The 24,449-nt window shown below is 39.5% G+C and carries 25 protein-coding genes; 3 read left to right on the forward strand and 22 right to left on the reverse strand.

Annotated features, from left to right (window positions below):
• Positions 1-48 precede the first annotated feature (48 nt).
• From fabG to AR328_RS10870, 14 genes are all read right to left on the reverse strand, one after another.
• Positions 49-789 carry a 3-oxoacyl-ACP reductase FabG gene (fabG, locus tag AR328_RS10810; RefSeq protein WP_066295026.1) on the reverse strand — a complete coding sequence of 247 codons (741 nt, stop codon included), beginning with the start codon at positions 787-789 and terminating at the stop codon, positions 49-51.
• 13 nt (positions 790-802) lie between these two features.
• Entirely contained in the window at positions 803-1,699 is an 897-nt protein-coding gene (phaZ, locus tag AR328_RS10815; RefSeq protein ID WP_066295243.1) for an intracellular short-chain-length polyhydroxyalkanoate depolymerase, read from the reverse strand.
• Positions 1,700-1,706: 7 nt separating this feature from the next.
• Positions 1,707-2,714 (reverse strand): 3-oxoacyl-ACP synthase, encoded by a 1,008-nt coding sequence (locus AR328_RS10820; protein ID WP_066295027.1) that lies wholly within the window; start codon positions 2,712-2,714, stop codon positions 1,707-1,709.
• A 26-nt stretch (positions 2,715-2,740) separates the two neighbouring features.
• A complete protein-coding gene (locus tag AR328_RS22530; RefSeq protein WP_156422676.1) occupies positions 2,741-2,917 on the reverse strand; it encodes a hypothetical protein in 177 nt (58 codons plus the stop codon).
• A gap of 10 nt (positions 2,918-2,927) precedes the next feature.
• Positions 2,928-3,926, reverse strand: coding sequence for a branched-chain amino acid ABC transporter permease (locus AR328_RS10825; RefSeq protein ID WP_066295028.1), 999 nt, complete (start codon positions 3,924-3,926; stop codon positions 2,928-2,930).
• A gap of 5 nt (positions 3,927-3,931) precedes the next feature.
• A complete protein-coding gene (locus AR328_RS10830) occupies positions 3,932-4,792 on the reverse strand; it encodes a branched-chain amino acid ABC transporter permease (RefSeq protein ID WP_066295029.1) in 861 nt (286 codons plus the stop codon).
• 17 nt (positions 4,793-4,809) lie between these two features.
• Complete coding sequence (locus AR328_RS10835; RefSeq protein WP_066295030.1) at positions 4,810-5,517, reverse strand: ABC transporter ATP-binding protein; 708 nt, start codon at positions 5,515-5,517, stop codon at positions 4,810-4,812.
• On the reverse strand, positions 5,495-6,268 hold the full coding sequence (locus AR328_RS10840) for an ABC transporter ATP-binding protein (RefSeq protein ID WP_066295031.1): 774 nt from the start codon (positions 6,266-6,268) through the stop codon (positions 5,495-5,497). The genes AR328_RS10835 and AR328_RS10840 overlap by 23 nt, the downstream gene beginning before the upstream one ends.
• Positions 6,269-6,369: 101 nt before the next feature.
• A complete protein-coding gene (locus tag AR328_RS10845; RefSeq protein ID WP_066295032.1) occupies positions 6,370-7,647 on the reverse strand; it encodes a substrate-binding domain-containing protein in 1,278 nt (425 codons plus the stop codon).
• Positions 7,648-7,758: 111 nt separating this feature from the next.
• Positions 7,759-11,016, reverse strand: coding sequence for a BTAD domain-containing putative transcriptional regulator (locus AR328_RS10850; protein WP_231734804.1), 3,258 nt, complete (start codon positions 11,014-11,016; stop codon positions 7,759-7,761).
• A gap of 148 nt (positions 11,017-11,164) precedes the next feature.
• On the reverse strand, positions 11,165-11,719 hold the full coding sequence (gene lepB / locus AR328_RS10855; protein WP_066295033.1) for a signal peptidase I: 555 nt from the start codon (positions 11,717-11,719) through the stop codon (positions 11,165-11,167).
• Positions 11,720-11,743: 24 nt separating this feature from the next.
• The gene (locus tag AR328_RS10860) at positions 11,744-12,364 is read right to left on the reverse strand and encodes a TVP38/TMEM64 family protein (protein ID WP_066295034.1); all 621 of its coding nucleotides are present in this window, start codon (positions 12,362-12,364) and stop codon (positions 11,744-11,746) included.
• A 100-nt stretch (positions 12,365-12,464) separates the two neighbouring features.
• Positions 12,465-13,400: an LCP family protein gene (locus AR328_RS10865; protein WP_066295035.1), complete on the reverse strand. Its 936-nt coding sequence runs from the start codon at positions 13,398-13,400 to the stop codon at positions 12,465-12,467.
• Between the two features lie 168 nt (positions 13,401-13,568).
• On the reverse strand, positions 13,569-15,557 hold the full coding sequence (locus AR328_RS10870) for a S9 family peptidase (protein ID WP_066295036.1): 1,989 nt from the start codon (positions 15,555-15,557) through the stop codon (positions 13,569-13,571).
• Between the two features lie 275 nt (positions 15,558-15,832).
• Between AR328_RS10870 and AR328_RS10875 the strand changes: the two genes are divergently transcribed.
• On the forward strand, positions 15,833-16,228 hold the full coding sequence (locus AR328_RS10875) for a hypothetical protein (RefSeq protein WP_066295037.1): 396 nt from the start codon (positions 15,833-15,835) through the stop codon (positions 16,226-16,228).
• 28 nt (positions 16,229-16,256) lie between these two features.
• Here the strand turns inward: AR328_RS10875 and AR328_RS10880 are convergent, their stop codons facing one another.
• Entirely contained in the window at positions 16,257-16,838 is a 582-nt protein-coding gene (locus AR328_RS10880; protein WP_066295038.1) for a competence protein ComK, read from the reverse strand.
• 191 nt (positions 16,839-17,029) lie between these two features.
• Here AR328_RS10880 and AR328_RS10885 point away from each other — a divergent pair, with 191 nt between their 5' ends.
• Entirely contained in the window at positions 17,030-17,266 is a 237-nt protein-coding gene (locus AR328_RS10885; RefSeq protein ID WP_066295245.1) for an IDEAL domain-containing protein, read from the forward strand.
• A gap of 79 nt (positions 17,267-17,345) precedes the next feature.
• On the opposite strand, the gene AR328_RS10890 is transcribed toward AR328_RS10885, so the two are convergent.
• The 3 genes from AR328_RS10890 to AR328_RS10900 all read right to left on the reverse strand — a co-directional run bounded on the left by AR328_RS10890 (position 17,346) and on the right by AR328_RS10900 (position 19,798).
• Positions 17,346-18,617: a M48 family metallopeptidase gene (locus tag AR328_RS10890; protein WP_066295039.1), complete on the reverse strand. Its 1,272-nt coding sequence runs from the start codon at positions 18,615-18,617 to the stop codon at positions 17,346-17,348.
• 154 nt (positions 18,618-18,771) lie between these two features.
• Positions 18,772-19,077, reverse strand: coding sequence for an AzlD domain-containing protein (locus tag AR328_RS10895; protein WP_066295040.1), 306 nt, complete (start codon positions 19,075-19,077; stop codon positions 18,772-18,774).
• Positions 19,070-19,798, reverse strand: a complete 729-nt coding sequence (locus AR328_RS10900; protein WP_066295041.1) for an AzlC family ABC transporter permease — start codon at positions 19,796-19,798, stop codon at positions 19,070-19,072. The genes AR328_RS10895 and AR328_RS10900 overlap by 8 nt, the downstream gene beginning before the upstream one ends.
• Before the next feature lie 145 nt (positions 19,799-19,943).
• Here AR328_RS10900 and AR328_RS10905 point away from each other — a divergent pair, with 145 nt between their 5' ends.
• Complete coding sequence (locus tag AR328_RS10905) at positions 19,944-20,495, forward strand: helix-turn-helix domain-containing protein (protein ID WP_066295042.1); 552 nt, start codon at positions 19,944-19,946, stop codon at positions 20,493-20,495.
• A 53-nt stretch (positions 20,496-20,548) separates the two neighbouring features.
• Here the strand turns inward: AR328_RS10905 and AR328_RS10910 are convergent, their stop codons facing one another.
• The 4 genes from AR328_RS10910 to AR328_RS10925 all read right to left on the reverse strand — a co-directional run bounded on the left by AR328_RS10910 (position 20,549) and on the right by AR328_RS10925 (position 24,359).
• Positions 20,549-21,343: an ABC transporter ATP-binding protein gene (locus AR328_RS10910; protein WP_066295043.1), complete on the reverse strand. Its 795-nt coding sequence runs from the start codon at positions 21,341-21,343 to the stop codon at positions 20,549-20,551.
• Positions 21,318-22,328, reverse strand: coding sequence for an ABC transporter permease (locus AR328_RS10915; protein ID WP_066295044.1), 1,011 nt, complete (start codon positions 22,326-22,328; stop codon positions 21,318-21,320). Before AR328_RS10915 ends, AR328_RS10910 begins: the two co-directional genes overlap by 26 nt.
• Before the next feature lie 52 nt (positions 22,329-22,380).
• Positions 22,381-23,400 carry an ABC transporter substrate-binding protein gene (locus AR328_RS10920; protein ID WP_066295045.1) on the reverse strand — a complete coding sequence of 340 codons (1,020 nt, stop codon included), beginning with the start codon at positions 23,398-23,400 and terminating at the stop codon, positions 22,381-22,383.
• A gap of 182 nt (positions 23,401-23,582) precedes the next feature.
• Entirely contained in the window at positions 23,583-24,359 is a 777-nt protein-coding gene (locus AR328_RS10925) for an enoyl-CoA hydratase-related protein (protein ID WP_066295046.1), read from the reverse strand.
• Positions 24,360-24,449 lie beyond the last annotated feature (90 nt).

The following is a 24,449-nucleotide window of genomic DNA, read 5'->3' on the forward strand; positions in this document are numbered from 1 at the left end:
CCCTCAATTAAGATACCATTATAATAAAAGAAGAGAGTTACACAGGAGTTACATCATAATCCCGCCATCTACATGAAGGACCGTACCATTAACGTAATCCGATTCGTCGGAGGCAAGGAATAAATAGGCGTTGGCAATATCCTTAGGACTACCAAGACGCCCAAGCGGTATCATCCTTTTCATTTGTTCAAGTATCTTTTCCGGAACTTTAGCCGTCATTCCAGTATAAATGAACCCTGGCGCTATTGCGTTAACATTAATCCCTTTACGGCCAAGCTCCTTTGCCCATGTTTTTGTCATCCCGACTACTCCCGCTTTCGTCGCAGCATAATTCGTTTGGCCAATATTTCCATATACTCCTGAAACAGATGAAGTATTAATGATTTTCCCTTTTCCCTGGTCAAGCATGTAAGGCAATACTGCTTGTGTACAATGGAAAACCCCTGTTAAATTCACATCAAGCACAGACTGAAAATCCTCTGCAGACAGCTTTGATAGCATGCCATCTCTTGTAATCCCTGCATTATTGATTAAAATATCTATTTTTCCGAAAGTATTTTTCACAGCCGCAGCCATTTGATCAATACTTTCCCGGTCCGCTACATTTACATGAAAAAACTGGGCGCGATATCCCTGCTCCTTCAGCTCCCTAGCTCTTTCGGCTCCTAAATCTGCATCAAAATCAGCAAGTGCCACAGCTGCGCCTTCCCGTGCAAAAGCTTGTGCTGCAGCAAATCCAATCCCATTGGCAGCCCCGGTTATAATGGCAGCTTTATCTTTAAGTCTCATATTTAATCCTCCATTATCTATCTAAAAATTCAGACATCAGATGAAGCAGCTGCTCCAAATCATCAATCAAAGGGGAATGACCGCAATCCTTTAATTCCAATAATTTAGCATTCGCCCCAATGTCATCCAAAATCTCTTCATTCATTTTTCTCGTAATAACTAAATCCCTATCGCCTAATAGAACGAGTGTTGGAATATTTATTTTCTCTGCCTCACCTGTTCCTTCTACTAAGCCATTACATGTCTGGCTAATATTAAATGTATTCAAGGCATGTAGAATTTCAGCATAATTCCTTTGGGTAAGTATATCATCTATATACTCTTCGTACCGTTCCGGATCAGGTTTGTTTTTTGTATAAATCACAGCATCACAAATCATTCTTAATAATTCACGATTTTTCGTTGCATAAGCTTGCTCCGTTGTGATAACTTTTGCTTTCTCGCTCTTTGTCTGTGCATAAGTTTCAACACGCCGTTTTAAGTCTGGCATCCCCTTTTCATCTAATTCATATAGTGGATACCCCCTAGTGGAACATGATGCTAGCAAGATCATTTTATCGCAGATTTCGGGATGATCGGCAGCGTATTGTATACTAACAGCGCCTCCCATAGACCATCCGATTATTGAAAAATCTTTCAATTCAATTGCCTTTGTAAACTGATCAATATCATCTGCTAACTCTTTAATTGAATAAATTGGATTTCGATAGCTAGATAGTCCAAAGCCCCTCTGATCGATCGCATAGAGCTTGTATTTAGGATCCATGTTTTCAAGAACAACATCCCAATGCTTAGAGGAATTCATATTCCCATGAACTAGGAGAACGTTTTTATCCCCTCCAGATCTCTCCCGATAGAAAATGGTTTCTCCATTTGGAAGATTTACGTTTTTTATCATTATTTCTGTCACTTCTTCATCACTCTCCCCATCTAATTGTAGAAGCTCCCCATGCATAGCCAATGCCAGCACTGACTAGAACAACTACATCACCATTTTTCAATTTCCCAGATGCTTCAGCAAGCTCTAATGACAAAATTTGATCCATTTGACCAATATGTCCATATTCCTCTAAATAGATCGAAGCTTCTTCAGTTAACCCTAGTTCTTTTAAAACATAATCATGTGCTGACTTTTTCATATGAAGCATCCCGATATAGGAAATATCCTGCTCCATGTATCCGCTTTTCCAGATAGATTCACGAATAACATGCAGGAAGTTCTTCATCGATTTTTTTTCGAGTCGCTCTTTCAAGCCTGCAGGATCAAGAACGTCAAGTTTATATTTCCCTTCCTCCAACGCTTCCCTTGTCAGCGGATTTTTCGTCCCTCCTGCCACAACGACAACATCCTCGGAAAAGGAACCGTCTGTCAGCAGCTCCGTCTCCAATAATAAATTTTTCTTGCAGTCTTTTTGTAAAATAATAGCCCCTCCGCCTGCTCCAAGATTATACATAAATCTTGTCCGAGGGTTTTGGTAATCAATAAAGTCTCCATTCCGATAACCGCCGGCTAGAAGTACAGTATTGATTGACGGATCTGCAATCATCATATTTTTTGCTACCTTCAATGCCATGACAGTCGTTCCACAGCGAAGTGCCACATCGAAAGCCCACGCATTCAACGCACCAACTTCCTTCTGCAGCTTAATGCCGGCTGTCCAAAGCGGGTATTCCTTATGCTCTTCGCCAATATAGATGACAAGGTCAATGCTCATTGGGTCTAGATTCGCTTTATTAATGGCCTTCTTTGCAGCCCTAATTCCCATTTCGCATGTATGATCTTCCAAGCCAGGAACAGTTTTCCTCTTTATTCCCATTTTACCTTCCACAATCTCTTTAGGAATTCCTGCCTTCAAAGCAATTTCCTCACCGGTTATATATTCTTCAGGCAGGTAGATTCCGGTACTAAGAATTCCTATATTCATTAAAACACCTCATTTCTGTTCCGCAGCTAATCCCCAATAATATTTTTCATAAAATACATCGCATCTTCGATTGATTCGAATAGTATTTCTATATCCTCCTGAACATGGGACACTTTAATGCGCCATTTTTTCTTTCCGGTCTGTTCATCGAAGTCTGCTAAATGAAAGCGGACGATGAAAGAGGCAATTTGTTTTTGCTCCATCCTGCTCCCCCTAACTGGCAATATTCTTTTCTGCTTTACTCTCCTCTTTCTTCTTTCGCGTTATTTTTAGCTTTTTTAACGTTCCTACAATCCCCATAGGGAAGAACATAACGGCCAAAATATAAATAATCCCGAAGAAGATGATCCAGCGTTCAAAGATCCAATGAACCTTAGCCAATTCAGTTAGCCAGTGATGGGCAAATTCTATTAATCCTGCTCCAATGATCGCACCGACTAACGTTCCTACTCCTCCAATAATGGTCATGAGCAATGCATCAAGTGTTATATCCATCGTGAACACACTCGTATTAACAAATCGCAGCGACATAGAATAGAGAAGACCAGCCATTCCCGCTATTACCCCAGATATAACACTGGCAATGACCTTGTAATGGAGGATGCTGTAGCCGAGGGATTCTGTTCTTTGTTCATTTTCCCGGATGGCCTGCAGGACTCTTCCTAAGGGGGAATTCGTGAATCTTTTGAGAATCGCAAATACGAAAATCATCATGACAAGACAAATGAGATAAAAATCCGTCCGGTCTTTAAATAATTCGGGAATTCGAAAGGTAAAGCCGTCATTCCCATACGTAACCGTTCGCCATTTTTCCGCCAAAACGAGGAAAAGTCCCGAGAAGGCAAGTGTAAGCATTGCATAGAAATGACTTTTTAGCCGCAAAGTTAACAGCCCTAGAATCAAGCTCACAATGGATGTTAAAATAATCGTTACTAAAACAGCTAATAAAAGATACGGAATGGTTGGATCAAACCGCTTCATAAAAACGCCGATTGTGTAAGCGCCAATTCCAAAAAACATCGCATGACCGAAGGAAACAATTCCGGTAAAGCCAAGTAAAATATCATAGCTCATCGCAAAAATCGCAAATATAAACACTTGTGTCAGCAAAATTAACAATGTTCTAGATTCATAGACAAATGGGAAAATAAGGAGAAAGATTGCCGTTATTAAGTACACAAAATTCATTATGTTTCCAGCTGCTATTCTCATCTTCCTCACCCCCTTAATCCAAACAAGCCTTGTGGTCTAAAAATTAATACGATAGCCATTAATAGCATATTGACAGCTAAGGACAGTGAAGGGACGTAATACGCCATAAATGATCCGGATAAGCCTACTAATATAGCCGCCATGATCGAGCCCGGAAAACTGCCCATCCCTCCAATAACAACAACAATGAAAGCTAATATAGCAAACTCAAGGCCCATCTCTGCGTAGATGACACCTGAATAAGGACCAAGCATAACTCCTCCAAGAGCTGCCATTCCCGCGCCAACCATAAAAACAAACATAAACACTCTCTTAATGTTAATACCGAGCGATTGCACCATTTCTTTATCCATGACGCCAGCCCTTACAATCAATCCTATTTTTGTGTTTTTCAAAACATATTGAACAATTCCGAACACGAGCAAGCCGATGGCGATAATAAAAACTCGATATTTAATAATGATGACGTTTCCAAGCTCCCAGCTTCCAGCCAAATAAGGAGGTGGTGAAGCAGATAATTGATTTGGCCCCCACACAACCTTTAATAACTCGGACAAGACGAGCATGAGGCCAAGAGTAATTAAAATTTGCTGAATATGATTTCCGTAGACCGGCTTGATAATCCATCTTTCGGTAAGCAATCCGAGAATAAGTCCTGTCACAATCGCTCCTGCAATCGCAATGAGGAAACTGCCTGTTGTCGCATACAGCCAAGTCCCGCTATAGGCTCCCCATGCAAACAGCCCGCCATGAGCAAAGTTTAATACGTCCATGAGACCAAAAATTAATGTTAAACCAGCGGCAAGCAGAAATATTAGCATTCCGGTCGCTAATCCGTTTAATGACAGAGTGATTAAAACATCCATGCCTTTTTCTCCTTTCTTTACGCTATTCCCAAATACTTTCTCCTCATGTCTGCATCTTCTTTCAACTGGGCCATAGGTCCTTCGCTCACTGTCCGGCCATCGTCAATAATGTAGAATTGATCGCCAATTGAACTGGCCATTATAAAATTTTGTTCAACGAGGACAATGGTTGTCTGCTCCTTCATTTGCAGAATGGTTTCCATCACCTTTTCCACTACAATTGGTGCCAGACCTTTGCTTGGTTCGTCTATTAATAGCAAATCATTATCATTAATATAGGCTCTCGCAATAGACAGCATTTGTTTTTGCCCGCCGCTTAAAAGCCCTCCCTGCTTCTTCCAAAATTTCTTTAAATCGGGGAATAAGCCTAATATCCATTCAAGCCTTGCCTTCGTTTCATCATCTTCATTTTTCATTGCTACCTTCATATTTTCCTCAACGGTCAAGCCGGCAAAAATCCCTTGGTCCTCAGGGACGTATCCAATCCCTTTCTGTGCCACACTATATGTTGGCAAGCCTTCAATTCCTTCTCCTTTATAAAAAATCGACCCTTTTGAAGGAGGATTCAGCCCCATAATGGTTCTTAAGGTTGTAGTTTTTCCTGCCCCATTTCTTCCAAGCAGAACAGTTACTTCTCCTTTGCGCGCTTCAAATGTAACTCCCTGCAAAATATGATATTGTCCAATATGCGTCTCAATGTCATTAAGCTTTAATTGAACTGTCATCGTACAGACCTCCTAAATACGCCGACTGAACAGTCTCGTTTTTCATAATATCCTCTGGAGTTCCGTCTGCTAGTAATCTCCCATTGAATAGAACCATGACAGTGTCTGACAAATCCAGAATCATATCCATTTTGTGTTCAATTAAGATGATTGTTCGATCCTTCCCTTTCTTAACTTTTTTGATAACCTCCAAGATGGCAGGCACCTCTTCTACGGACATTCCAGCTGTCGGCTCGTCAAGGAGAAGTACCTCTGTATTTAAAGCTAATAACATCGCAATTTCCAGCTTTCTTTTTTCCCCATGAGCTAAGTTCCTGGCTAAAATCTCTTTTTTATTTTGGAGAAGAACGAGCTCCAGCCATTCTTCTGCCTTTTCCTCAAAAACTTTATATTTCCGGTAATGTGCAAGCATTTGAAAGCGTGTTCCCGCTTGGGATTGTACTGCTAGCCTGACATTCTCCAGAACAGTTAAATTAGGAAAAACATTTGTAATTTGAAAGGACCTTCCAATTCCAAGACGTGTTCTTTCTGTCGTAGACAGTTTAGTAATCTCTTTTTCTTTGAAGAAAATCTGCCCCTCCGTTGGCATTAGCTGGCCGCTTAATAAATTAAAGAATGTTGTTTTACCAGCTCCGTTGGGGCCAATAATAGACTTAAAGTGGTTTTCCGGAACTGATATACTTACACGGTCTACAGCTGTATGGCCGCCAAATGTAATGGATAAATCCTTCGTCTCTATAATTGATTTCACTCTTATTCACCACCCGGCTTTTTAATTAGTTATAGAAACAATGAACCTCGGCATTTGCCGAAGTTCATTGTTTCTGTGGGACCCCTAGCCCTTCATCATTCTTAGTTTCTAATTGGCGGCTCTGTTTCTTCAGGGCTTAGCTCGCGAATTAATACTGGGACCGGATAAGGGACTCCATCCTTCTTCTCCAGCTTAATTGCATATAGCGTTTGCAGTGCTTGATGATCATCCGGTCGGAATGTCATTTTTCCTTTCGGTGTTTCAAAGCTCATTCCTTCCATTGCCGCAATTAATGTTTCGGCATCAGCTTTTCCTTCTGTTTTCTTCAATGCCTCGACAATGGCCATAGCTGCACTCATTCCTCCTGGAGTAAATAAGTCAGGAACTTCACCATTGAAGCGTTTTTTATGCTCTTCTACTAGCCATTTGTTAATATCATTCGTTGGCAAATCATGATAATAAACGGTAAAGCCTTCCATGCCAATCAGCGGCTCCATTGTGGATAAAGCAGGAATATCTGGTGCCCCGGTCGAAATTTTAATTCCTTTTTCCTGAACCTTCATATCGGCGATTTGATTCCATGGGGAGTTTGCACCTGCCCAGACAACAAATAAATAATCTGGTTTAGCATCAATGATTTTTTGGATATTTGATGTGAAATCTGTTGCAGCTGGATCGGCATATTCTTCATGAATAATTTCTGCCCCTAGTTTAATCGCTGCTTCTTTAAACGCCTCTACTCCATCGCGGCCGAACGAATAATCTGGTGCGAGAGTGGCAATTTTCACACCATCTCCAGCAATCGCTGCCGCTCCTGCCACCGCATCTTGGGAGGAGTTACGAGCTGTCCTGAAAATATATTTATTAAATTCGGACCCCGTAATCGTATCTGCCACTGCTGGTTCAACAACCATTATCTTTTCATATTCCTCCGCAAGCGGGAGGACAGCAAGTGTATCTCCTGAGCTCGAAGACCCTACTAAGAAATCCACTCCATTTTCTTCGAGAAGCTTCGTTGCTTTTTGAACAGCTACTTCAGGCTTTGTTTCCGTATCCTCTATGAATACTTCAATCTTTCTTCCTGCTACTTCTCTCGTGCCATTCGTTGCGTAATCAAGACCTAGTTCGAATCCTTGTAATGTTTGCTTCCCATAGGACTCTAGTCCTCCTGTCTGAGAGGCCAGCACACCGATCTTGATCGGCTCACTGCTTTCCGTTTTTTCAGGCTCGCTTGTGTTACTGCTATTTGTGTTTGTGTTTGTGTTTGTGTTTTCATTTCCGTTTCCAGTCTTTTCTGTTGTTCCGCTGCAAGCGCTAGCGAATAGCATGACAAGCATGAGCATACAAATAAAACCCATTCTACGTGACATAGCCGTCATCTTCTTTCCCCCTTCTTCTTATCAAAATAAAAACCTAGCATTGAAGCCATCATAAATAATGAGGGTTACAAATGAGTTACAAAAGATGAAAGATACTAGAAAAGGCAGCCTTTATGGCTGCCTTACTGAGTGTAGTGTGTTTCCTGATTCTAGAATCATTTCATACATATGACGTGTTGGATCAAGCGGGGGAACGCCGAGCTCCTCCTCCAATATTTCACAGCATTTTTGATACCATTTAAGTGCGAAGGGGCGGTTGTTTTTTCGGTAATAGCAATACATTGTCAGTCGGTAGGCTTCCTCCCATGTGCGGTCCTTCTCCAGTATTTTGCTGCACCAATGTATAGCCTTGTCATATTCCTCACTTCTCACATAAAGCTGAGCCAGCTTTTCTGCTGCCCTAATAAAAAAGACGGACAATCTTTCCTTTTCATTCAGACACCAATCATCAAATCTGCGCTCTGGCAAATAGTCTCCCTTGTACATTTTCAGGCCCTTTTCCAGATAACTCATTGCCTTTTCTGTTGTCTTATCTTCTAATCCAGCTGTGATCCATTGTTCAAAAACCTGACTATCAACCTCTAGAACAGCATGAGGATTTAAACCGTATGCTGCTCCTTCCCTCATGATAAAAAAGGGTGTCCTTCTTGCTTTCCGGTTCGGTTCAAGGACGTTATTAAGAGCATTTAATGCTACTTTAAAGTCCCGTGCCGCGCTTTTTTCATCTTGATCCGTCCATAGAAGCTGATAAATTTGCTCCTTTGGAATCAATTTATGGGGATTAGTAATAAATAATTGCAGCAATTCTTTCGCCTTGCCCCGCTGCCAATCCTTCTCTTCCACTTCTTTCTCACCTAGCCATATTTGAAATCTGCCTAGAGTACTGACTCTTAGAGTATAACCAGGGTGAAAGTCAACCTTTGATAAATTCATCTCCTGCAGCAGCCTTGCTACCAATTGCGGCATGAATGTTTGTCTCTGTGCCTCAATAAGAATAGGAGCAAACATTTGCAAATCCCTTGGACCAAACATAGTCCTTTTATTAAAAATAAACTCATATTCTCCTGTTTGCACTTCTTTTAATAAAGTGGGAAGCAGCTCCAAAAGAGATGAGAGCTCATTTTGGCTAAAGGAGATATACGTTTGCCAATAAAGGCAGAGCATGCTTCCATATTGATCCCCACACTCATTAAAATGGCTGGATGCCTTTTGAAGATATTTGGATCCATAAGAGTAATGCTTGCTGTAAACAGCTGATATGCCCATCGCAAGCTGAATAAGAGCAGACAACCAAATATCTTTTACTTTTTCTGTTTCGACAAGGGCAGCTTCGCCTGCTGCTATTGCTCTTTCGAATTCCCCTCTGCTCCCATATAGTAAGCAAAGCCCCATAAGAGGCTCTGCCTTACCTCTCTCGATTCGCAGCCGGTTCATAATATCAAGGGCTGTTTCATAGCACTTCTCTGCTAAGCTTAGGTCATAATCATTAACAATTTGAATGGCATGACCCATTCTCATCCAGCCACAAGCCTCCACGAAAGGAGCTTTAATGCTTATTCCATGCTGAATCCCTTCCTGAGCGAGCAACTTTGCTTGATTTCCGTTTCCTGTAAGTCCCTCAATTAGAGAAAGAAGAATATCCGTTTCCCGATGAGATTGCGGCAAGGGTGTTTTTTCTGCGCCTTCTCTCTTCTTTTCATTCAATAATATATTCCTCGCTTGACTGAATCTTCCGGTCCGCAAATATAATCTCGCCTCTAGGCTATTATTAAATTGAGGTCCCTTCAGAATACCGGCCCTTTTGATCCATTTTTCAGCTTTCATATACTGTCCGGAGTTTAACAAGTTCTCCGCTAGAAGATGATAGAGCTTAGCCGTTTCATCCTTCGACTGAATATCATTCTTTTCTCTTATTTCTATTGCCTGAAAAAGAATCCTTTCTGCTTTATGAGGCTGAATCGTGTCCAGATAGATTTTTGCCTGTCCTTCAAGTGCCCGGCTTTTTTCCAGCAAATTGTTTTTTTTTTCAGCCATTTGCGCAGCTTTGATGTAACATGCTTCAGCTTCGTTGTATTTGGAGCAATACCGCAGAACCTCCCCTTGCAAAAACCATAGTGGGTAAAATATGTCCTTTTCTGTATCTGGAATAAACAGGAGCCGGTCATAAAGGTTTTCAAGCTTCCCATTCTCTAGCATCCTAAAGCCAACTTCATTTAATACGGAAGCAACTGCATCGCTATACTGGATTTTCTCATAATGCAGCAAGGCCTCCTCCCACTGTTTTCTTTGTTCAAAAAAACGAGCGGTTCGCTCATGCAAAGACCGAAAAGTTTCTGGATCCTTTTCCTTTAATTGATTCTCTAAAAACTCTTTAAATAATGCGTGATACTTAAATTGCTTTTCTCCAATGCGATAAATAAACAAATTCTTCTCGATAATTTGATGAAGGATGGAGGATGAACCCGTTATGCCTAATACAGAGTCACAGATCTCTTCACTTAGTTCATCGAATATACACGTCTGTTCTAAAAATTGCTGGATCATTGGCGGCTGTTTCGCAAAAACCTCCAAAGCCAAATATTGAAATAAATCTTGGAGTGATTGTGACGACTTTGAATGCAAGTTCGAAAAATCGCCGTTTTCCGGAATCTGCTGGGCAATCATCCCAATGGCTATGACCCATCCTTCTGTTAACGCATAAATTTGAGCTAACTCCCCTTCGTTAACATTTATATCATAATAGTCATTTAGCAGAAGCTCAGCCTCATCCATTGTCATGATAAGATCGTCTTTCGTGATTTCCAGCAGCTGATTACATACTTTCATTTTCGTCAGCTGTTTCCACATGGGACGGCTTCTGCTGGAAATAATAAAATGAATATTCGGAGGAATGTGATCCAGTAATTTTTCCATCCAACGATTGACTGTGTATGATTGTTCTATTTGATGAAAATCATCTAAAATGATAAATAATTCTTTTTCGATTGATAGCAGTTCATTAATAAATAGGGAGCTAAGCATATTGATTTCTTCTTCTCTAATATACCTATCCATATCCTTCATCATGAAAGCAAGGTTCTTGCCGAACTCTGGAAAAGAAAATTGGACCGAGGAAATTAAATAGGACAGAAAAGGAAGAATATCATCATCAGCCGGGGATATTGAATACCAGCTGCAGCCTTTTTTCTCATCTTTAACAAATAGAGCTAGTGCTGTACTTTTCCCGTAGCCCGCTCCTGAATGTATAATCGTCAAAGGATAACGTGAAATTGATTTCATTTTTTTCGTTAAGGCTGCTCTTCGAATGGATTCTATTTTCACATCTGGAACGAGAAGCTTCGTTCTTATAATGGGCATAGATTGGAACAAATTACTTCCCTCGCTTCCAAGAGTCTTAATTTTCTGATTACTCTTTCCAAAAAAATATTATTTATTTTAACTTCGCTATAAAGCATACATTTTCCTTCAAAAAAGGACTCGAGTTTTCGAGTCCAGCTAGAATATATGAACTTGCAGTTTAGAATGAAATATCCATTTCATCAATTGGCCAATATCTAAGGTTCACTTTTCCGACTACCTGATCAACAGATACAAATCCATAATGACGGCTATCCCAGCTTTTGGCACGATTATCTCCTAGAACAAAAATCTTTCCTTCCGGGACCGTCTCAGCACCAGCAGTTTCCATTAAATTGAAATCTCCAGTCAGCGTACTTCCAAATGCCTCTTTTCGAAACTTTTCGAGATATGGTTCATTTATCTTTTCCCCATTAATATAGAGCGCATCATTATTGTATTCAATCTTATCTCCCGGCAAACCAATAACCCTTTTCACAAAATCTTCTTCCTTGCTGTGGTGAAAGACAATAACATCAAAACGATGCAATTCCCCAATATGAGTCCCTATCTTGTTGACAATTAATTTATTGCCATTTTCAAGGGTAGGCATCATGGATTCACCTTCAACAATATAATTAGAAAAGAAAAAGGTTCGGATAAAAGCAAAAATAATTATTCCGATAGCGAATGCCTTTATCCACTCAATTCCTTCCTTTTTCATTCCCTCATTCATCTTTTTCTCCTCCCTTCTCAGCTTTTACTCTTGGAAATCCCTTTCCCTCTCCATCTTCATATTCATTTTTATTTCAATTCTTTTTCCAACATACCAAAGGATAAAGATAATAATGCCTACTATTGCTGACCTAATCGGCTGAGTGATCAGTGACTTAATATCATATCCAATAAAACTGATTGTAAATATCATCACGAGCTTTCCTGTTAAGACCGCAAGCATATATTGTGCGATGCTGATTTTTGATAGCCCTGCTACAATATTTACTACCGCAGAAGGTGTGAATGGAAAGCATAGAAGAATAAACAACGGACCAAAACCATGTCTTTCCACCCAGGCCATCAGCTTTTTCACTTGCGAATGCCTTTGAAGAACCCTCAGCACCCTGCGCTGTCCATACTTCCTTACTAGTATGAAAACTAACAACGCTCCTATTGTTGCTCCGATCCAGGATAATAGGAAGCCCAGCCATAAACCGAAAGCATTTGCATTTGCCATAACAAATATAAACAACGGAAGAAATGGCAAGAAGGCTTCGAGCAATGGCAATAAAATACCTGGAAGCGGGCCAAAGGAACGATATTTATCTATTAATTCCATTATATGTTCAAGTGTAAACCAGTCTTTAAGCCATTCTAACTCCATTTAATGTCTCCTTGTTACTTTCGAGCTGTTGTTGTGTGCAATCGTATTTATTTTTACCTCTTTCTATTTAATTGTACACCCATTTTTGGGAAAAAGAATATTATTTTGCCAAAAATTCGTGAATAGCCTGTTTATTTTTTTCAAGATCTATTGCTAGAACTGATCCAGAACCGCTCACTCTCTGATTGCTGTAAGAACCATCTACAGGAATTCGTAAAGTCCCAATATCCTGAATGTCTTTCGATATAAAATCCTTTCCAATATAAAGAATATCAGTTGCATCCATGTTTGTATTTACAAATGGCGTTATTACACCGACTAATTTAGGCAGCTTCGTGATGGTTTGAATACTTTTGAATTGTGAGCCAATTTCCTTAATAACTTTTTGCTGACGCTCTACCCTGCCGAAGTCACCAACCGCGTCATGGCGGAATCGGACATAGCCAAGTAAATGCTCGCCATCAAGCCGCTGTAACCCCGGTTGTAAAGTCACTCCGATATAAGCTGACATTGCTTTTTCTACCTCAATTTCCACACCTTTTGGAAAGGCCTCATCTATAAGATGGACGAAACCATTAAAGTCAACGATAGAGTAATATTTAATGTCTATATCAAAGTTTTCCTTAATTGTTTTTCTTAATAATTCCGGACCTCCCAAAGCCAATGCAGCATTAATCTTGTGTTTGCCGTACCCTGGAATATTCACATAAATATCTCTCATAATAGACATGACTTTATATGTGCCTTTATCCGGATGATATTGAGCAATCATAATGGTGTCTGCTCTCGACTTTTCATTTCCGCGTGCATCACTGCCTAGAAGAAGAATATTTGTGCCGCCATACTGATCCTTGTCTCCATTGAATTCAAATTCCTTCGTTTCTATATTTGCCTTCTTTAAGGATTGTGAAACCCCTTGTTTATATTGAAAATAGGAATAGCCAATAAGTCCGAAACATATTAGAAAAAGAATAAGGACAATGGATTTCCACTTCTTCTTTTTTTGTTTTTTCTGCTCATATCGATCTGATCTCATTTTACTAGTCCTTCCTTCTCATTTAGGAAATTTACTTTCAAACATATAAGACTGATTCCATAGTTAAAAAGTTTCTTATTATATGCTGGTATTTATTGTATTACGTTATTCTTAAAAAATAAAAACCACAAACCTGCTATTCAGGCTTGCGGCTTTGAATCTAATATCCTATAAATAGTCTTTAAACCATCCGATAATATAGTTTAAACGGCTAATTCTTAAGTTAGGTTTACCGCTTCTGGAAAGCTCATGATTGGCTTCCGGAAAGCGAATAAACTTTGTTGTTTTTTTGCGGTCCTTTAATGCAATAAATAATTGTTCGGCCTGTTCGATTGGGCATCTGAAATCCTTCTCGCTATGAAGGATAAGCAGCGGTGTTTCAATATTGTCGACATAGGCTAACGGAGAATGCTTCCACAATGTCGTCACATCATGAAGACCGCATTTGATTTGCCAATCAGTGAAATAATAGCCAATATCACTGACACCGTAGAAGCTAATCCAGTTCGAAATCGAACGCTGGGTTACTGCTGCTTTAAAACGGTTTGTATGCCCAACAATCCAGTTAGTCATAAATCCTCCGTAGCTTCCTCCTGTGACCCCTAAACGATCACTGTCGATAAAATTAAAGGCGGCTAGTGCATGATCGACCGCATCCATAATATCTTCATAATCTTTCCCGCCATAATCCCCTCTGACTGCGTCAACGAAAGCTTGTCCATAGCCGTGGCTTCCGCGAGGATTAATAAAAAGAACGGCAAATCCTTGAGCCGCAAGACACTGAAATTCATGGAAATAGGTATTGGCATACATCGCATGAGGTCCGCCATGAACTTCGAGAATAAGCGGGTATTTCTCTCCTTCCTTAAAGTTCACCGGCTTCATCATCCAGCCATGTAAATTCCAGTTATCCGAAGATTGAAACTCGAACGGCTCTGCTTCTGCAAGTTCAATGTCTTGAAGGAATTCCTCATTCACATTTGTCAGCTGCTTCAACTCACCTGTTGACACATTAAGGAGGTGGAGATTTCCTGGTGTTGCAGGCTTACTAATGGCAACAACCGCCAGATCAATTGTCCCGCCGGTTGTAAGTCCGTATACATGCTGGCGATCCAATAGTGCTGGATAAAGTTCTCCATCTATCGTTCCATAATAAACAGCTGTATTGCCATGGTCTGTTGCTAGGAAATAGAAGCTGTGATTATCCTCCCCCCACAAAATTCCCGGGGTAACAGTACCTTGTTGGAAATCACCAATTGCATAATCGCCAACTAATAAATCTGAATCAGCGATCAGGCAATGAAGCTTCTCCGTTTCTGTTTCGTAAATCCAGACCTTTGAAAGCGTAGCATTTTTGAATTCTCTTTCGTGCCCAAACATACCAACAAACTTTCCATTAGGCGACCATGTAACATGGCCGAAGCTTCCGGTTCCACTTGTGATTCTCTGGAGCTTCTTTGTTTCAATATCAATAAACAAAACATCATTTATAAAGGATGTGTCCTTATCCTCACTTAAATCTGCCGTGATCGCTAGTTTTTTTCCACATGGAGACCAGCTATGCAGCTGAAAATCATTGTCTTCAAATGTAAGCAGCTCGATCTTTCCATTTTCCACTTCAACTAAAGCAATATGAGTATATTTACCGTCCCAAAATCCAGAGGCATCTGATTTGTATTTCATTTTTTCAACTTCAAGCGGAACAGGGGGCTGGTCTTCCTTCTTTTCTTTCTTTTCAGCTGAATTGACCGATTCATCTTTTTTGAGTGCTGCATTAAAGGCAATTCTAGTGCCATCAGGTGACCATACCGGATTCGATGCTCCATTTGGACATTTCGTAAGCTGGCGGGCCTCCCCTCCTTTAGCATCCATGACATAAATTTGTCCTTTTCCGCTCCGATCCGAAACAAAAGCAATTTTCGTTCCATCCGGAGACCAGCGTGGGGAAGAATTTCTGTTTTCCCCAAATGTCCATTGAACAGGCTTATTCTTTTCTTTCGTGTTTATGTAAAACAAATTGGAGCAATATTTATTTTCCTTCTCAAGCATTTGTGTTTCTACAAATAAACAATCCTCCCCATTTGCTGCAAGCTGAGGATCTGATACTGATTTGAGCTTATACAGATCCCCTGGAGTAATCGTTCTTTTTTCCTTCATTACTTTCCCTCCTATGACGAAAGCACCATATGCGCTGGGCTCTGGAGCTAGCCATTTATTTAGCTCCTTTTTATTTCGACACTAGAAATATTTTTCCTTCTTTTTTTATTTTGATGATATGGCCGATTTTTTACTTTTTGGGAAATGCTGAGTATAGATATTCGACAAATTAAGGCACTTGCAAATTATGATCTTTAAATATAAAATGGATATAGAACAAGTGTTCCTGTTTGTGTGAATCTTATTTTTTTGTATTGCTAAGGGAGGAATGCATAATGACAAGAATTCCTGAGGAGGATCGAAATATTATTGAGCAGGCTATTTATTTGCCGATGGTGCTAACGGTTTTAAATCGGGATCTTACTGTTATTAATAAGAGCCCTTTTAAGCTTAAACAGCCATATCTAAATTTAATTGAAGAGACCATGAAGGTTATTCAAAAGGAATTGAAGGAAGTCAAACAATACATGTATAGAAATAAGCTGAAGGTTGAACAGCTGAAGCGGGATGAAGCGTTTACGATGTTCTTATTTCTATATAAGGGCTATGAAGAACAGCATAATTATTTTAATCCCCGTATTCGCAATAAAGTTCAAGAGTTATTGGAATTTTATTTATATCAGCGTCACATGCACGAATTACAAAGTGAAAAAAAAGTGGGGTACTCATAGGGAATATCCCTAAGACCACCCTCACTAATTATTTGTATTCCTTTTCTTCTGTACTATACTTGCCAGTATGCTCGGAAGCATTTAGATTTCTTCTTCCGCTAATGAAATACCAGTCCTTTCGCTCTAAATTTTCGATCCTTCTGCTTAGAGTAGTTTTCAACAAAGCTGTTCGCAATATTTGATTATTTATTGAGTTATAGGAGACCGGTAATGTTACAGTTCTTTTATTGTTAAATAAAATTTGTGTTTTCGCTATGTCTTCACGGCGGTGTAAATGGACATGCTCTTGTGATATCCATATGCATTGAGAGTTACTCGGAGATGTCGTTGGAAAAAAATAAATGGAGTTTGTGGAGTCTACTGTGATAGGTGCTTTGTGGGTAATTCCTGTTAGTTGTTTAGTCGCCTCTTTCCTCCCCTCATAGCTGCTCCCGAAGGAAATACACCCTTTCTTTATGATATCAATAGGTTTAAATGGTGAAATATACTCATCCTCCAGCTCCCAAATTTGTGAGTAAATTCTGCTGCCATATGTTAAAGGCATAATAATCATTGTGTCACGATTAATTTCATATTCTTCAATTAAAGGGGGAGTTATTGTTTTTACCATAACCTCATCTCCTCAAAAGTGATATTCCATCAACCATACCAGATTATTACCAAATAAACTCGCTTTCTTCAAAAAGTTCGCAAATTGTTCATAACTTTCATATTCGAAAATATTTTTAGAAAATTTTTATAAATTAAGTTAATAAAAAGGAGGAACCCCATATAATAGTAAAAAGCGTTGAGGTGATTTTCATGAATGAAAAATCATACACAGAGCTGATGAAAAAAAACGCCATGAAAAGGAAGAAGTTAAAGGAATCCTATGTTTTAGAACTTTATATCGACATGCTTCTATCAGAGGTGCTGCTGACTAAGGAAAAAAAGAAGCTCATGGAAGAAATTGACCATTCCCTTGACGAAGGCAATAAACCAGCATTTATTCATTTATCAAAGAAGTATATTGAGCTAACAAAGCGATTTGGCACATAATCCTAGAATCTCCCGAAATTCCGGGAGATTTATTTATTTTGCTTCAAAAAAACATGAGCAGACAATTTGCCTGCTCACGTTATTTGGATCGCATTTTTATTTCATATTCTTCAAGTGAAGATATTCGTTCCAGCATAGTGGGATGACCATAACGGAATATTTTTACTAACAGCGGAGGGTTCACCTGACTTTTTCCAGCACGGGTTAATTCCTGAAAGGTTGAGATTGCCTCATCTGTATCCTTTGTCAGCTCAATTGCATATTGATCTGCTCGTGATTCTTGATAGCGAGATACAAAATTTGAAAGCGGGCTTGAAATAAACATTAGCATGGAAAGAATCATTAGAAAGAGCGGCAATGAACGAATATCATTGACTGCCGGAATTTTCAACGCTCTCCCCCATCTGCTAATCACATACTCCATCAATCTTGCCACGATATATAATCCGAATAAAGAAAAGAGCAAATACCCGGCTATTCCGAAATAAATATGCTTTTCAACATAATGCCCCATTTCATGTGCCATAATAAATAGAATTTGTCCTTCAGTTAACCGATTCAAAGTCGTATCCCAAAGAACAATTCTTGAGTTTGTCCCAATTCCATTCACATACGCATTAAGTGCATTCGTTTTTTCAGACATATTAACTTCAAAAACATGCTCGGCAGGTATTTGAGCTTGATCAGCCAATTCTAGAATTTTCGCTTCCAGCTCTTTATTTTTTAACGGATAAAAGTCATTATAAAGCGGGTCAATCACAACAGGCTGCAAAAACATCATAAATAATGTAAATGGTATCGAGAGCAGCCATGCATAGAGCCACCATCTTTTTCGGCTTTTATTAATCAGCCAATATAGAACAGAGACAATAATAATCATCGTCCCATAATTGATCCAAAAGTCAATAAGCTCATCCTTCATCCAACCGCCAAAGGATTGCGTAGAAATATTATAGCTTTTAGAGAAAGAATAACTAATATAACTTAGCGGCATTGTTGCGATAAATGCAAAAAACGATAGCCAAATTAAATAAATGGCATTTTGAAAGAACTTTATTTTTGCACTCTGTTCAGACCACTTTTTAAAAGCCTTAGAGAAACCAAGCAGCAATATAAAAAGATAAAATAACCACTCAAATGGTGTAGACAAGAAAAATAATAAATTCCTTATCTTAGAGTATTCCTCGCTAAGCATGAGCTCTCTTCCATTTAGAAAGGTAGCTGGATCTGCCCTCGTTCCCTGATACTCGAAGGTCAAGCTTGTATCGGCAAAATAGAATAAATACCAATAAAAGAAAAGTCCGTATAGGCAATAGGATAAAACCCCATAAAACCCAATTTTTCTTGCCATCTCTCTCCCCCCTTTTGTACAACCCCTCAATGTAAGTTTAGTATAAAAATCAATATTTAGAACAAATTCTTAAGACAAGCCTTTGTATAGCATGTACAATTTCCATAAGAAAAAAACGAAAAAACCGATTCTATCTTGAACCGGCTTCCGAATCTCACATTAAAAATGAATAGATTGATAAAACAACAATCGAACTTAAAACAACCAAAATAACATTTGCCCCAAGATATGCGACAAAAAAGGCTGCTGCTGCTCCCAATACCCCAAACCATAGATTTTCATTAATAAAGAAAACGCCCGGAAAAACAAGTGCTCCTAGAGTAGCGGCAGGAACATTTTTTAGAACACCTTGTAGAAACACTGGCAATTCCTTCCCTTTAAAGAGTAAAAACGGCAGCATTCTAGGGATATAAGTAACAACCCCCATACCGATGATCATCCAAACGATATGACTACTCATTCGCTTTCCCCCTCTGCTTATTCTTTACTCCTTCGATCAGCTCAATGATAATTGCAGATAGAAGTGTTGCAGCTACAATTGCCCAGCCAGTTGAAAGCGCGTTTGTTATGGAGAATATTGTATTAAAGCAGGCAGCTAAAGCCGCTAGAAACACTACTTTCACACTTTTCTTCATCGACGGTACTAATAATCCGATAAACATCGCATATAGAGCAATCGTCATGCTTTCCTGCAGTGTCTGAGGAAGGCTCGCCCCGAGTAAAAAGCCAAATCCAGTGCCGGCAACCCAACTCAAATAACCGATTAAATTGAGGCCAAACATATAGCCTGTAGTGACTGTTCCTTCCTTCATAGCCGCTACAGAAAAGGATTCATCCGTAATCCCAAACGAGTAAATAGCTTTGTTGACAAGATAATCATCATCACATTTTTCATTTAAGGCTGATGACATTAAAAAATGTCTAATATTTACAATGAATGTCGTTAGAATGATTTCAAATATTCCTGTACCGAGCGAAAGCAAGCTAAGGGATATATATTGGGAAGCGCCTGCAAATACGACTAAACTCATCAGAAGCGATTCACCAAATGTTAGGCCAGTTGTTTTTGCCAGCAGTCCGAAGGTTAATGCAACTGGGATGTATCCAATTGCAATGCTAATTCCTGATTGAAATCCTTTCCTTAACTCTGACTGTGTTTTGTTTAATGCAAGTTCAGCCATTAGCTGCACCACCTTATTTGAAGAAATCTGAAAGACATACGCTTAAAAATACACTATAATAGACATAATATATGCTATAGCATCCAATTAATATAATATATTATACATACGAACGTTATAGTATACAATAGATTTGGAGGACAAAATGGAAAATATCCAAAAAAATATCGGAGAAAACCTAAGAAATATTCGTAAAAAAAGAGGGCTAAGCCTCGATGTTACTTCAGAATTAACAGGGGTAAGCAAGGCTATGCTCGGTCAAATCGAACGTGGAGAATCTAATCCAACCGTTACAACATTATGGAAAATTGCCAGCGGACTTCAAGTCTCCTTCTCCTCCCTGATTAAAGACGAGCCATCAGATTTATTATTCGTAGACTATAAAGCCATTTCCCCCATCGTAGAGAGCAATGGAGAATATCGAGTGTACCCCATTTTCCCATTTGATCCTAGGAAGAAATTCGAAATCTTTATTGTAGAAATGGATCCTGGCTGCCAGCATCTTTCAGAGAAGCATAATGATGGTGTAGAAGAGTATATCACTGTTCTCAAAGGTGAACTTGAAATTCAAATTGGTGAGCATAGCAGACGAGTATCTCCTGGAAATTCCATTAGATTCTTAGCCAATAAAAACCATACTTATAAAAATATTGGTACAGATTTAGTTGAATACCAAGCTGTCATGTATTATTTATAACTTATATTTAAAGGCATATCACTCGAGGTGATATGCCCATTTTAATTTATCTATTAGATTAGTACAGCTCGATCACTGCTCATTTTCTCCCCACGGATGCGCTGGAATTCTTCTAAAAGCTTATCAACCGTTAATTTCTGTTTTTGCTCTTCCGTTGTTTCGAAAATAATTTGTCCTTTGTCCATCATAATAAGCCTGTTTCCTAGATCTAATGCTTGCTGCATATTATGAGTGACCATCAAAGTTGTCAGTTTATACGTTTCGACAATTTCCTTTGTCAAATTGGTGATGAGCTCTGCACGAGCAGGATCAAGTGCCGCAGTATGCTCATCAAGCAAGAGGATTTTCGGTTCGGTGAAAGTCGCCATTAACAGTGACAATGCCTGCCTCTCTCCTCCCGACAATAGACCAACCTTTGCCTGAAGACGATTCTCTAAACCAAGATGCAGAGTTTCAAGCTTTTCCTTAAAAAACTCGCGGCGTGCTTTTGTAACTCCTCTTTTCAAACCGCGAGTGGCAATTCTTGAATACGCAATAGCAAGATTCTCTTCAATCGTCATGGCAGGTGCAGTCCCCGCCATCGGATCCTGAAAGACGCGTCCAATGAGCCTTGAACGCTTGAACTCCTTCACAGTAGTCACATCTTTACTGTCAATAACTACGCTGCCTACATCTGGAATTAATTTACCTGAGATAAGATTCATCAATGTTGATTTTCCAGCCCCATTGCTGCCGATTACGGTCATAAAATCACCAGGTTTTAAATGCAGGTTCATATGCTGTAAAGCAATTTTCTCATCAGGTGTACCTTCATTGAAAACTTTATGAATTTGATTTAATTGCAGCAAGTTGCTCACCACTCTCATTCGCTTTTTGAAAAATTTCAGTCCTTTTCCGCTTTTTCCGCTGTTTTTCACGCTGCTTATCAATGATTTTAGGAAGAATAAGGGCACAAACAACTATAAAGGCCGTAATGAGCTTCATATCACCTGTCTCGAGAAATTCAACCCTTAGCGCTAATGTGACAATGATTCTGTACAAAATAGCACCGCCAATAACAGCAAATGTTGCTCTCACAATTGTCTTTGCACCAAAAATGGCTTCCCCAATAATAACGGATGCTAAACCAATGATAATCATCCCGATTCCCATTCCAACATCACTAAACCCATTGTACTGGGCAACAAGCGCACCTGATAATGCCACTAGCCCATTTGAAATACCAAGTCCTACAATTTTTAATAAATCTGTATCCGCTGAAAAACTGCGAATCATCGTTTCATTATTTCCTGTTGCACGGATCGCTAAGCCGAAATCTGTTTTTAGGAATAAATCTATCAATACCTTTACAACAAAAGCCAATATGATCATAAGGAAGAGAATTCCCCATGTTTTTGGAACGAAGCCCGTGGCTGAAAAGATAGCCTGAATTCCATTATCCAGCCCAAGCCCTTGCCAAAATGCTGTTAATTTTGTGATCACTGTTTCTTCTGATAGAAGCGGGACATTTGACTTGCCCATTATTCTCAAGTTTATGGAGTACAAGGCAATCATCATCAGAATCCCTGATAGAAGAGGATTAATTTTCCCCTTCGTATGAAGTAATCCAGTGATACAGCCGGCTGCAAATCCGCAAATGAGAGCTATAAGCGTTGCCAGGAATGGATTCGTCCCTCCAACTATAAGGACTGCAGCCACCGCGGCACCTGTCACGAAGCTCCCATCCACTGTTAGATCAGGAAAATCTAGTATTCTGAATGATAAATAGACTCCCAATGCCATTAATGCGTAGATTGCACCTGCTTCTATTGAACCAAAGATGGCTGTTGGCATATTAATCTTCCTTTCTACTACTGAAAAGCCTAGTTTTTATAATTAACGTATATTATTCGCCTTCGAAGAACTCACCAATTTTTTCCCACTCTTGCTTTACTTCAACACCTTGTGCTTCAGCTGCCTTTTTGTTAATCACAAGCTTTAAGCTGCTTGGCAATTCAACTGGAAGCTCAGATGGCTTTTTATTGCCCTTTAAAATTTCTGCTGCCATTTTACCAGTTTGGTAGCCTAGGTCATAATAATTAAATCCGCTTGCTGCAACGGCACCGCGTTTCATAGAGTCAAGCTCCCCTACAAACAAAGGAACTTTCTTTTCGTTTGCTACAGAAATAACTGATTCTAAAGCTGAAACAACTGTATTATCTGTTGGAACATAAATCGCATCTACTCGTCCAATTAAGGATTCAGCAGCCTGCTTTACTTCAGCTGAAGTTGAAACCGTTGCTTCTACCACTTTAGCGCCATTCTTCTCAGCAAGCTCTTTTACAGCATTAGCTTGCACTTCAGAGTTTTGTTCCCCTGAGTTGAAGATAACCCCAATATTTTTGGCGCCAATTTCCTCTGTCATGAATTGAATCGTTTTGGCTGTACCATCTGGGTGATTGTCAGTAGTACCTGTAATATTGTCGCCTGGTTTATCTAACGCTTCTACTAAGCCAGCTCCAACTGGGTCAGTAACAGAAGTGAAAAGAATCGGAATGTCCTTCGTAGCATTTAAAGCACTAACCGCACTTGGTGTTGCGTTCGCAAAAATTAAATCAACTTTATCGCCCACAAAGTTGTTAGCAATTGTCAATGTATTATTCATGTCTGCTTGAGCATTTTGATTAAGGAATTCAGCATTGTCCCCTTCTTTAAACCCTTCATCCTCTAATGCCTTCTTAAATCCTTCTGTTGCCGCATCAAGGGAAGGGTGCTCTGCAAATTGGGTAATGCCAATCTTATAAGTTTTTTCGGCTTCTGTACTAGTGCCTTTCCCTTCATCAGTTGCTTTATCGGTTCCGCATCCGCTTAGCAATGCAACGCCTACTAAACTAGCTGCAGCCATTAATTTCATTTTATTAAACATTATTTGTTCCTCCTTAGAATAACTTTGCGCTTTTGCGCTTTTGTGCTTTTATTCACTAAATTATACTGCCAAAAAGAGTGATAATTCAAGTCTTTTTTATTATTTCAAAAAATTAAATGAAAACAGAATATAAGGTTGCTAGTATCTGGTAAAAGTAAAACACAGCACTGCGGCTGTGTCTCTTATTTGCCTTTGAAATTTGGTTTTCTTTTTTCCGCAAAGGCTGCAAGTGCCTCGACTCGATCCTCTGATGGAATAATAATCTCATAGGCTTTCCTTTCAATTTGCAATCCGGTCTGTAAATCAACATTCATCCCTTGTTTAATAGCAAATTTGGCCTGTTGGAGAGCAAGAGGACCATTGGCTAGCATTTGATTTGCCAATTCAAAACAGGCATTTAGAAGACGATCTCTATCGACCACTTTATTCAATAAGCCATACTCCAATGCTTCGTCTGAGCTCAAACGTTTGGCTGTCAAAATTAATTCCATCGCGTTTGCCTGGCCAATTAGCCTTGGTAATCTTTGTGTACCGCCAGCACCTGGAATGATTGCTAAACTAGTTTCAGTCAGGCCCATTGATGTTCCTGAAACGGCAATTCTAAAATCACATGACAGTGCAAGTTCCATTCCCCCGCCGAAGGCAAATCCATTTATGGCTGCAATGGTTGGCTGAGGCAGCTCGTCAATTAGTGAAAAGACTTCACCGATTTTATAAATATTGCGGCGAACCTCCACATCAGACAATGTCTTTCGTTCCTTTAAATCGGCCCCTACGCTAAAAGCCTTCTCTCCTGAACCAGTAAATATAACTACTCGGACATCTGGATTTATCCGAATGGACTCAACTGCCTTTTGAAGCTCCATTAACGTATCATAATTAAAAGCATTCAATGCCTCTGAACGATTAATTGTCACAACGGCAATATGCTCCTTCATCTCTACCATAATTGAGTTCATATGACTCCCCCTCGTATAAAATGACTATATGTTCAATTCGATAAATATTGTGAAAACCCTTTCGTAAACCAATAAAAAGAGCGTTTCTGT

Source organism: Bacillus sp. FJAT-29937, from assembly GCF_001509555.1.
In the GTDB taxonomy this organism is placed as follows: domain Bacteria; phylum Bacillota; class Bacilli; order Bacillales; family Cytobacillaceae; genus Cytobacillus.

What these genes read in the sequence shown, in the direction of transcription:
- AR328_RS10915 (WP_066295044.1), bottom strand. Translation starts at nt 22,328, where the DNA reads ATGCCAACAGCCATCTTTGGTTCAATAGAAGCAGGTGCAATCTACGCA.
- AR328_RS10835 (WP_066295030.1), bottom strand. Translation starts at nt 5,517, where the DNA reads ATGACAGTTCAATTAAAGCTTAATGACATTGAGACGCATATTGGACAA.
- lepB (WP_066295033.1), bottom strand. Translation starts at nt 11,719, where the DNA reads ATGAATGAGGGAATGAAAAAGGAAGGAATTGAGTGGATAAAGGCATTC.
- AR328_RS22530 (WP_156422676.1), bottom strand. Translation starts at nt 2,917, where the DNA reads ATGGAGCAAAAACAAATTGCCTCTTTCATCGTCCGCTTTCATTTAGCA.
- AR328_RS10825 (WP_066295028.1), bottom strand. Translation starts at nt 3,926, where the DNA reads ATGAGAATAGCAGCTGGAAACATAATGAATTTTGTGTACTTAATAACG.
- AR328_RS10900 (WP_066295041.1), bottom strand. Translation starts at nt 19,798, where the DNA reads ATGGCTGAACTTGCATTAAACAAAACACAGTCAGAGTTAAGGAAAGGA.
- AR328_RS10860 (WP_066295034.1), bottom strand. Translation starts at nt 12,364, where the DNA reads ATGGAGTTAGAATGGCTTAAAGACTGGTTTACACTTGAACATATAATG.
- AR328_RS10920 (WP_066295045.1), bottom strand. Translation starts at nt 23,400, where the DNA reads ATGTTTAATAAAATGAAATTAATGGCTGCAGCTAGTTTAGTAGGCGTT.
- AR328_RS10845 (WP_066295032.1), bottom strand. Translation starts at nt 7,647, where the DNA reads ATGACGGCTATGTCACGTAGAATGGGTTTTATTTGTATGCTCATGCTT.
- AR328_RS10820 (WP_066295027.1), bottom strand. Translation starts at nt 2,714, where the DNA reads ATGAATATAGGAATTCTTAGTACCGGAATCTACCTGCCTGAAGAATAT.
- AR328_RS10875 (WP_066295037.1), top strand. Translation starts at nt 15,833, where the DNA reads ATGACAAGAATTCCTGAGGAGGATCGAAATATTATTGAGCAGGCTATT.
- AR328_RS10885 (WP_066295245.1), top strand. Translation starts at nt 17,030, where the DNA reads ATGAATGAAAAATCATACACAGAGCTGATGAAAAAAAACGCCATGAAA.
- AR328_RS10925 (WP_066295046.1), bottom strand. Translation starts at nt 24,359, where the DNA reads ATGAACTCAATTATGGTAGAGATGAAGGAGCATATTGCCGTTGTGACA.
- AR328_RS10830 (WP_066295029.1), bottom strand. Translation starts at nt 4,792, where the DNA reads ATGGATGTTTTAATCACTCTGTCATTAAACGGATTAGCGACCGGAATG.
- AR328_RS10865 (WP_066295035.1), bottom strand. Translation starts at nt 13,400, where the DNA reads ATGAGATCAGATCGATATGAGCAGAAAAAACAAAAAAAGAAGAAGTGG.
- fabG (WP_066295026.1), bottom strand. Translation starts at nt 789, where the DNA reads ATGAGACTTAAAGATAAAGCTGCCATTATAACCGGGGCTGCCAATGGG.
- AR328_RS10895 (WP_066295040.1), bottom strand. Translation starts at nt 19,077, where the DNA reads ATGAGTAGTCATATCGTTTGGATGATCATCGGTATGGGGGTTGTTACT.
- AR328_RS10890 (WP_066295039.1), bottom strand. Translation starts at nt 18,617, where the DNA reads ATGGCAAGAAAAATTGGGTTTTATGGGGTTTTATCCTATTGCCTATAC.
- AR328_RS10880 (WP_066295038.1), bottom strand. Translation starts at nt 16,838, where the DNA reads ATGGTAAAAACAATAACTCCCCCTTTAATTGAAGAATATGAAATTAAT.
- AR328_RS10905 (WP_066295042.1), top strand. Translation starts at nt 19,944, where the DNA reads ATGGAAAATATCCAAAAAAATATCGGAGAAAACCTAAGAAATATTCGT.
- AR328_RS10870 (WP_066295036.1), bottom strand. Translation starts at nt 15,557, where the DNA reads ATGAAGGAAAAAAGAACGATTACTCCAGGGGATCTGTATAAGCTCAAA.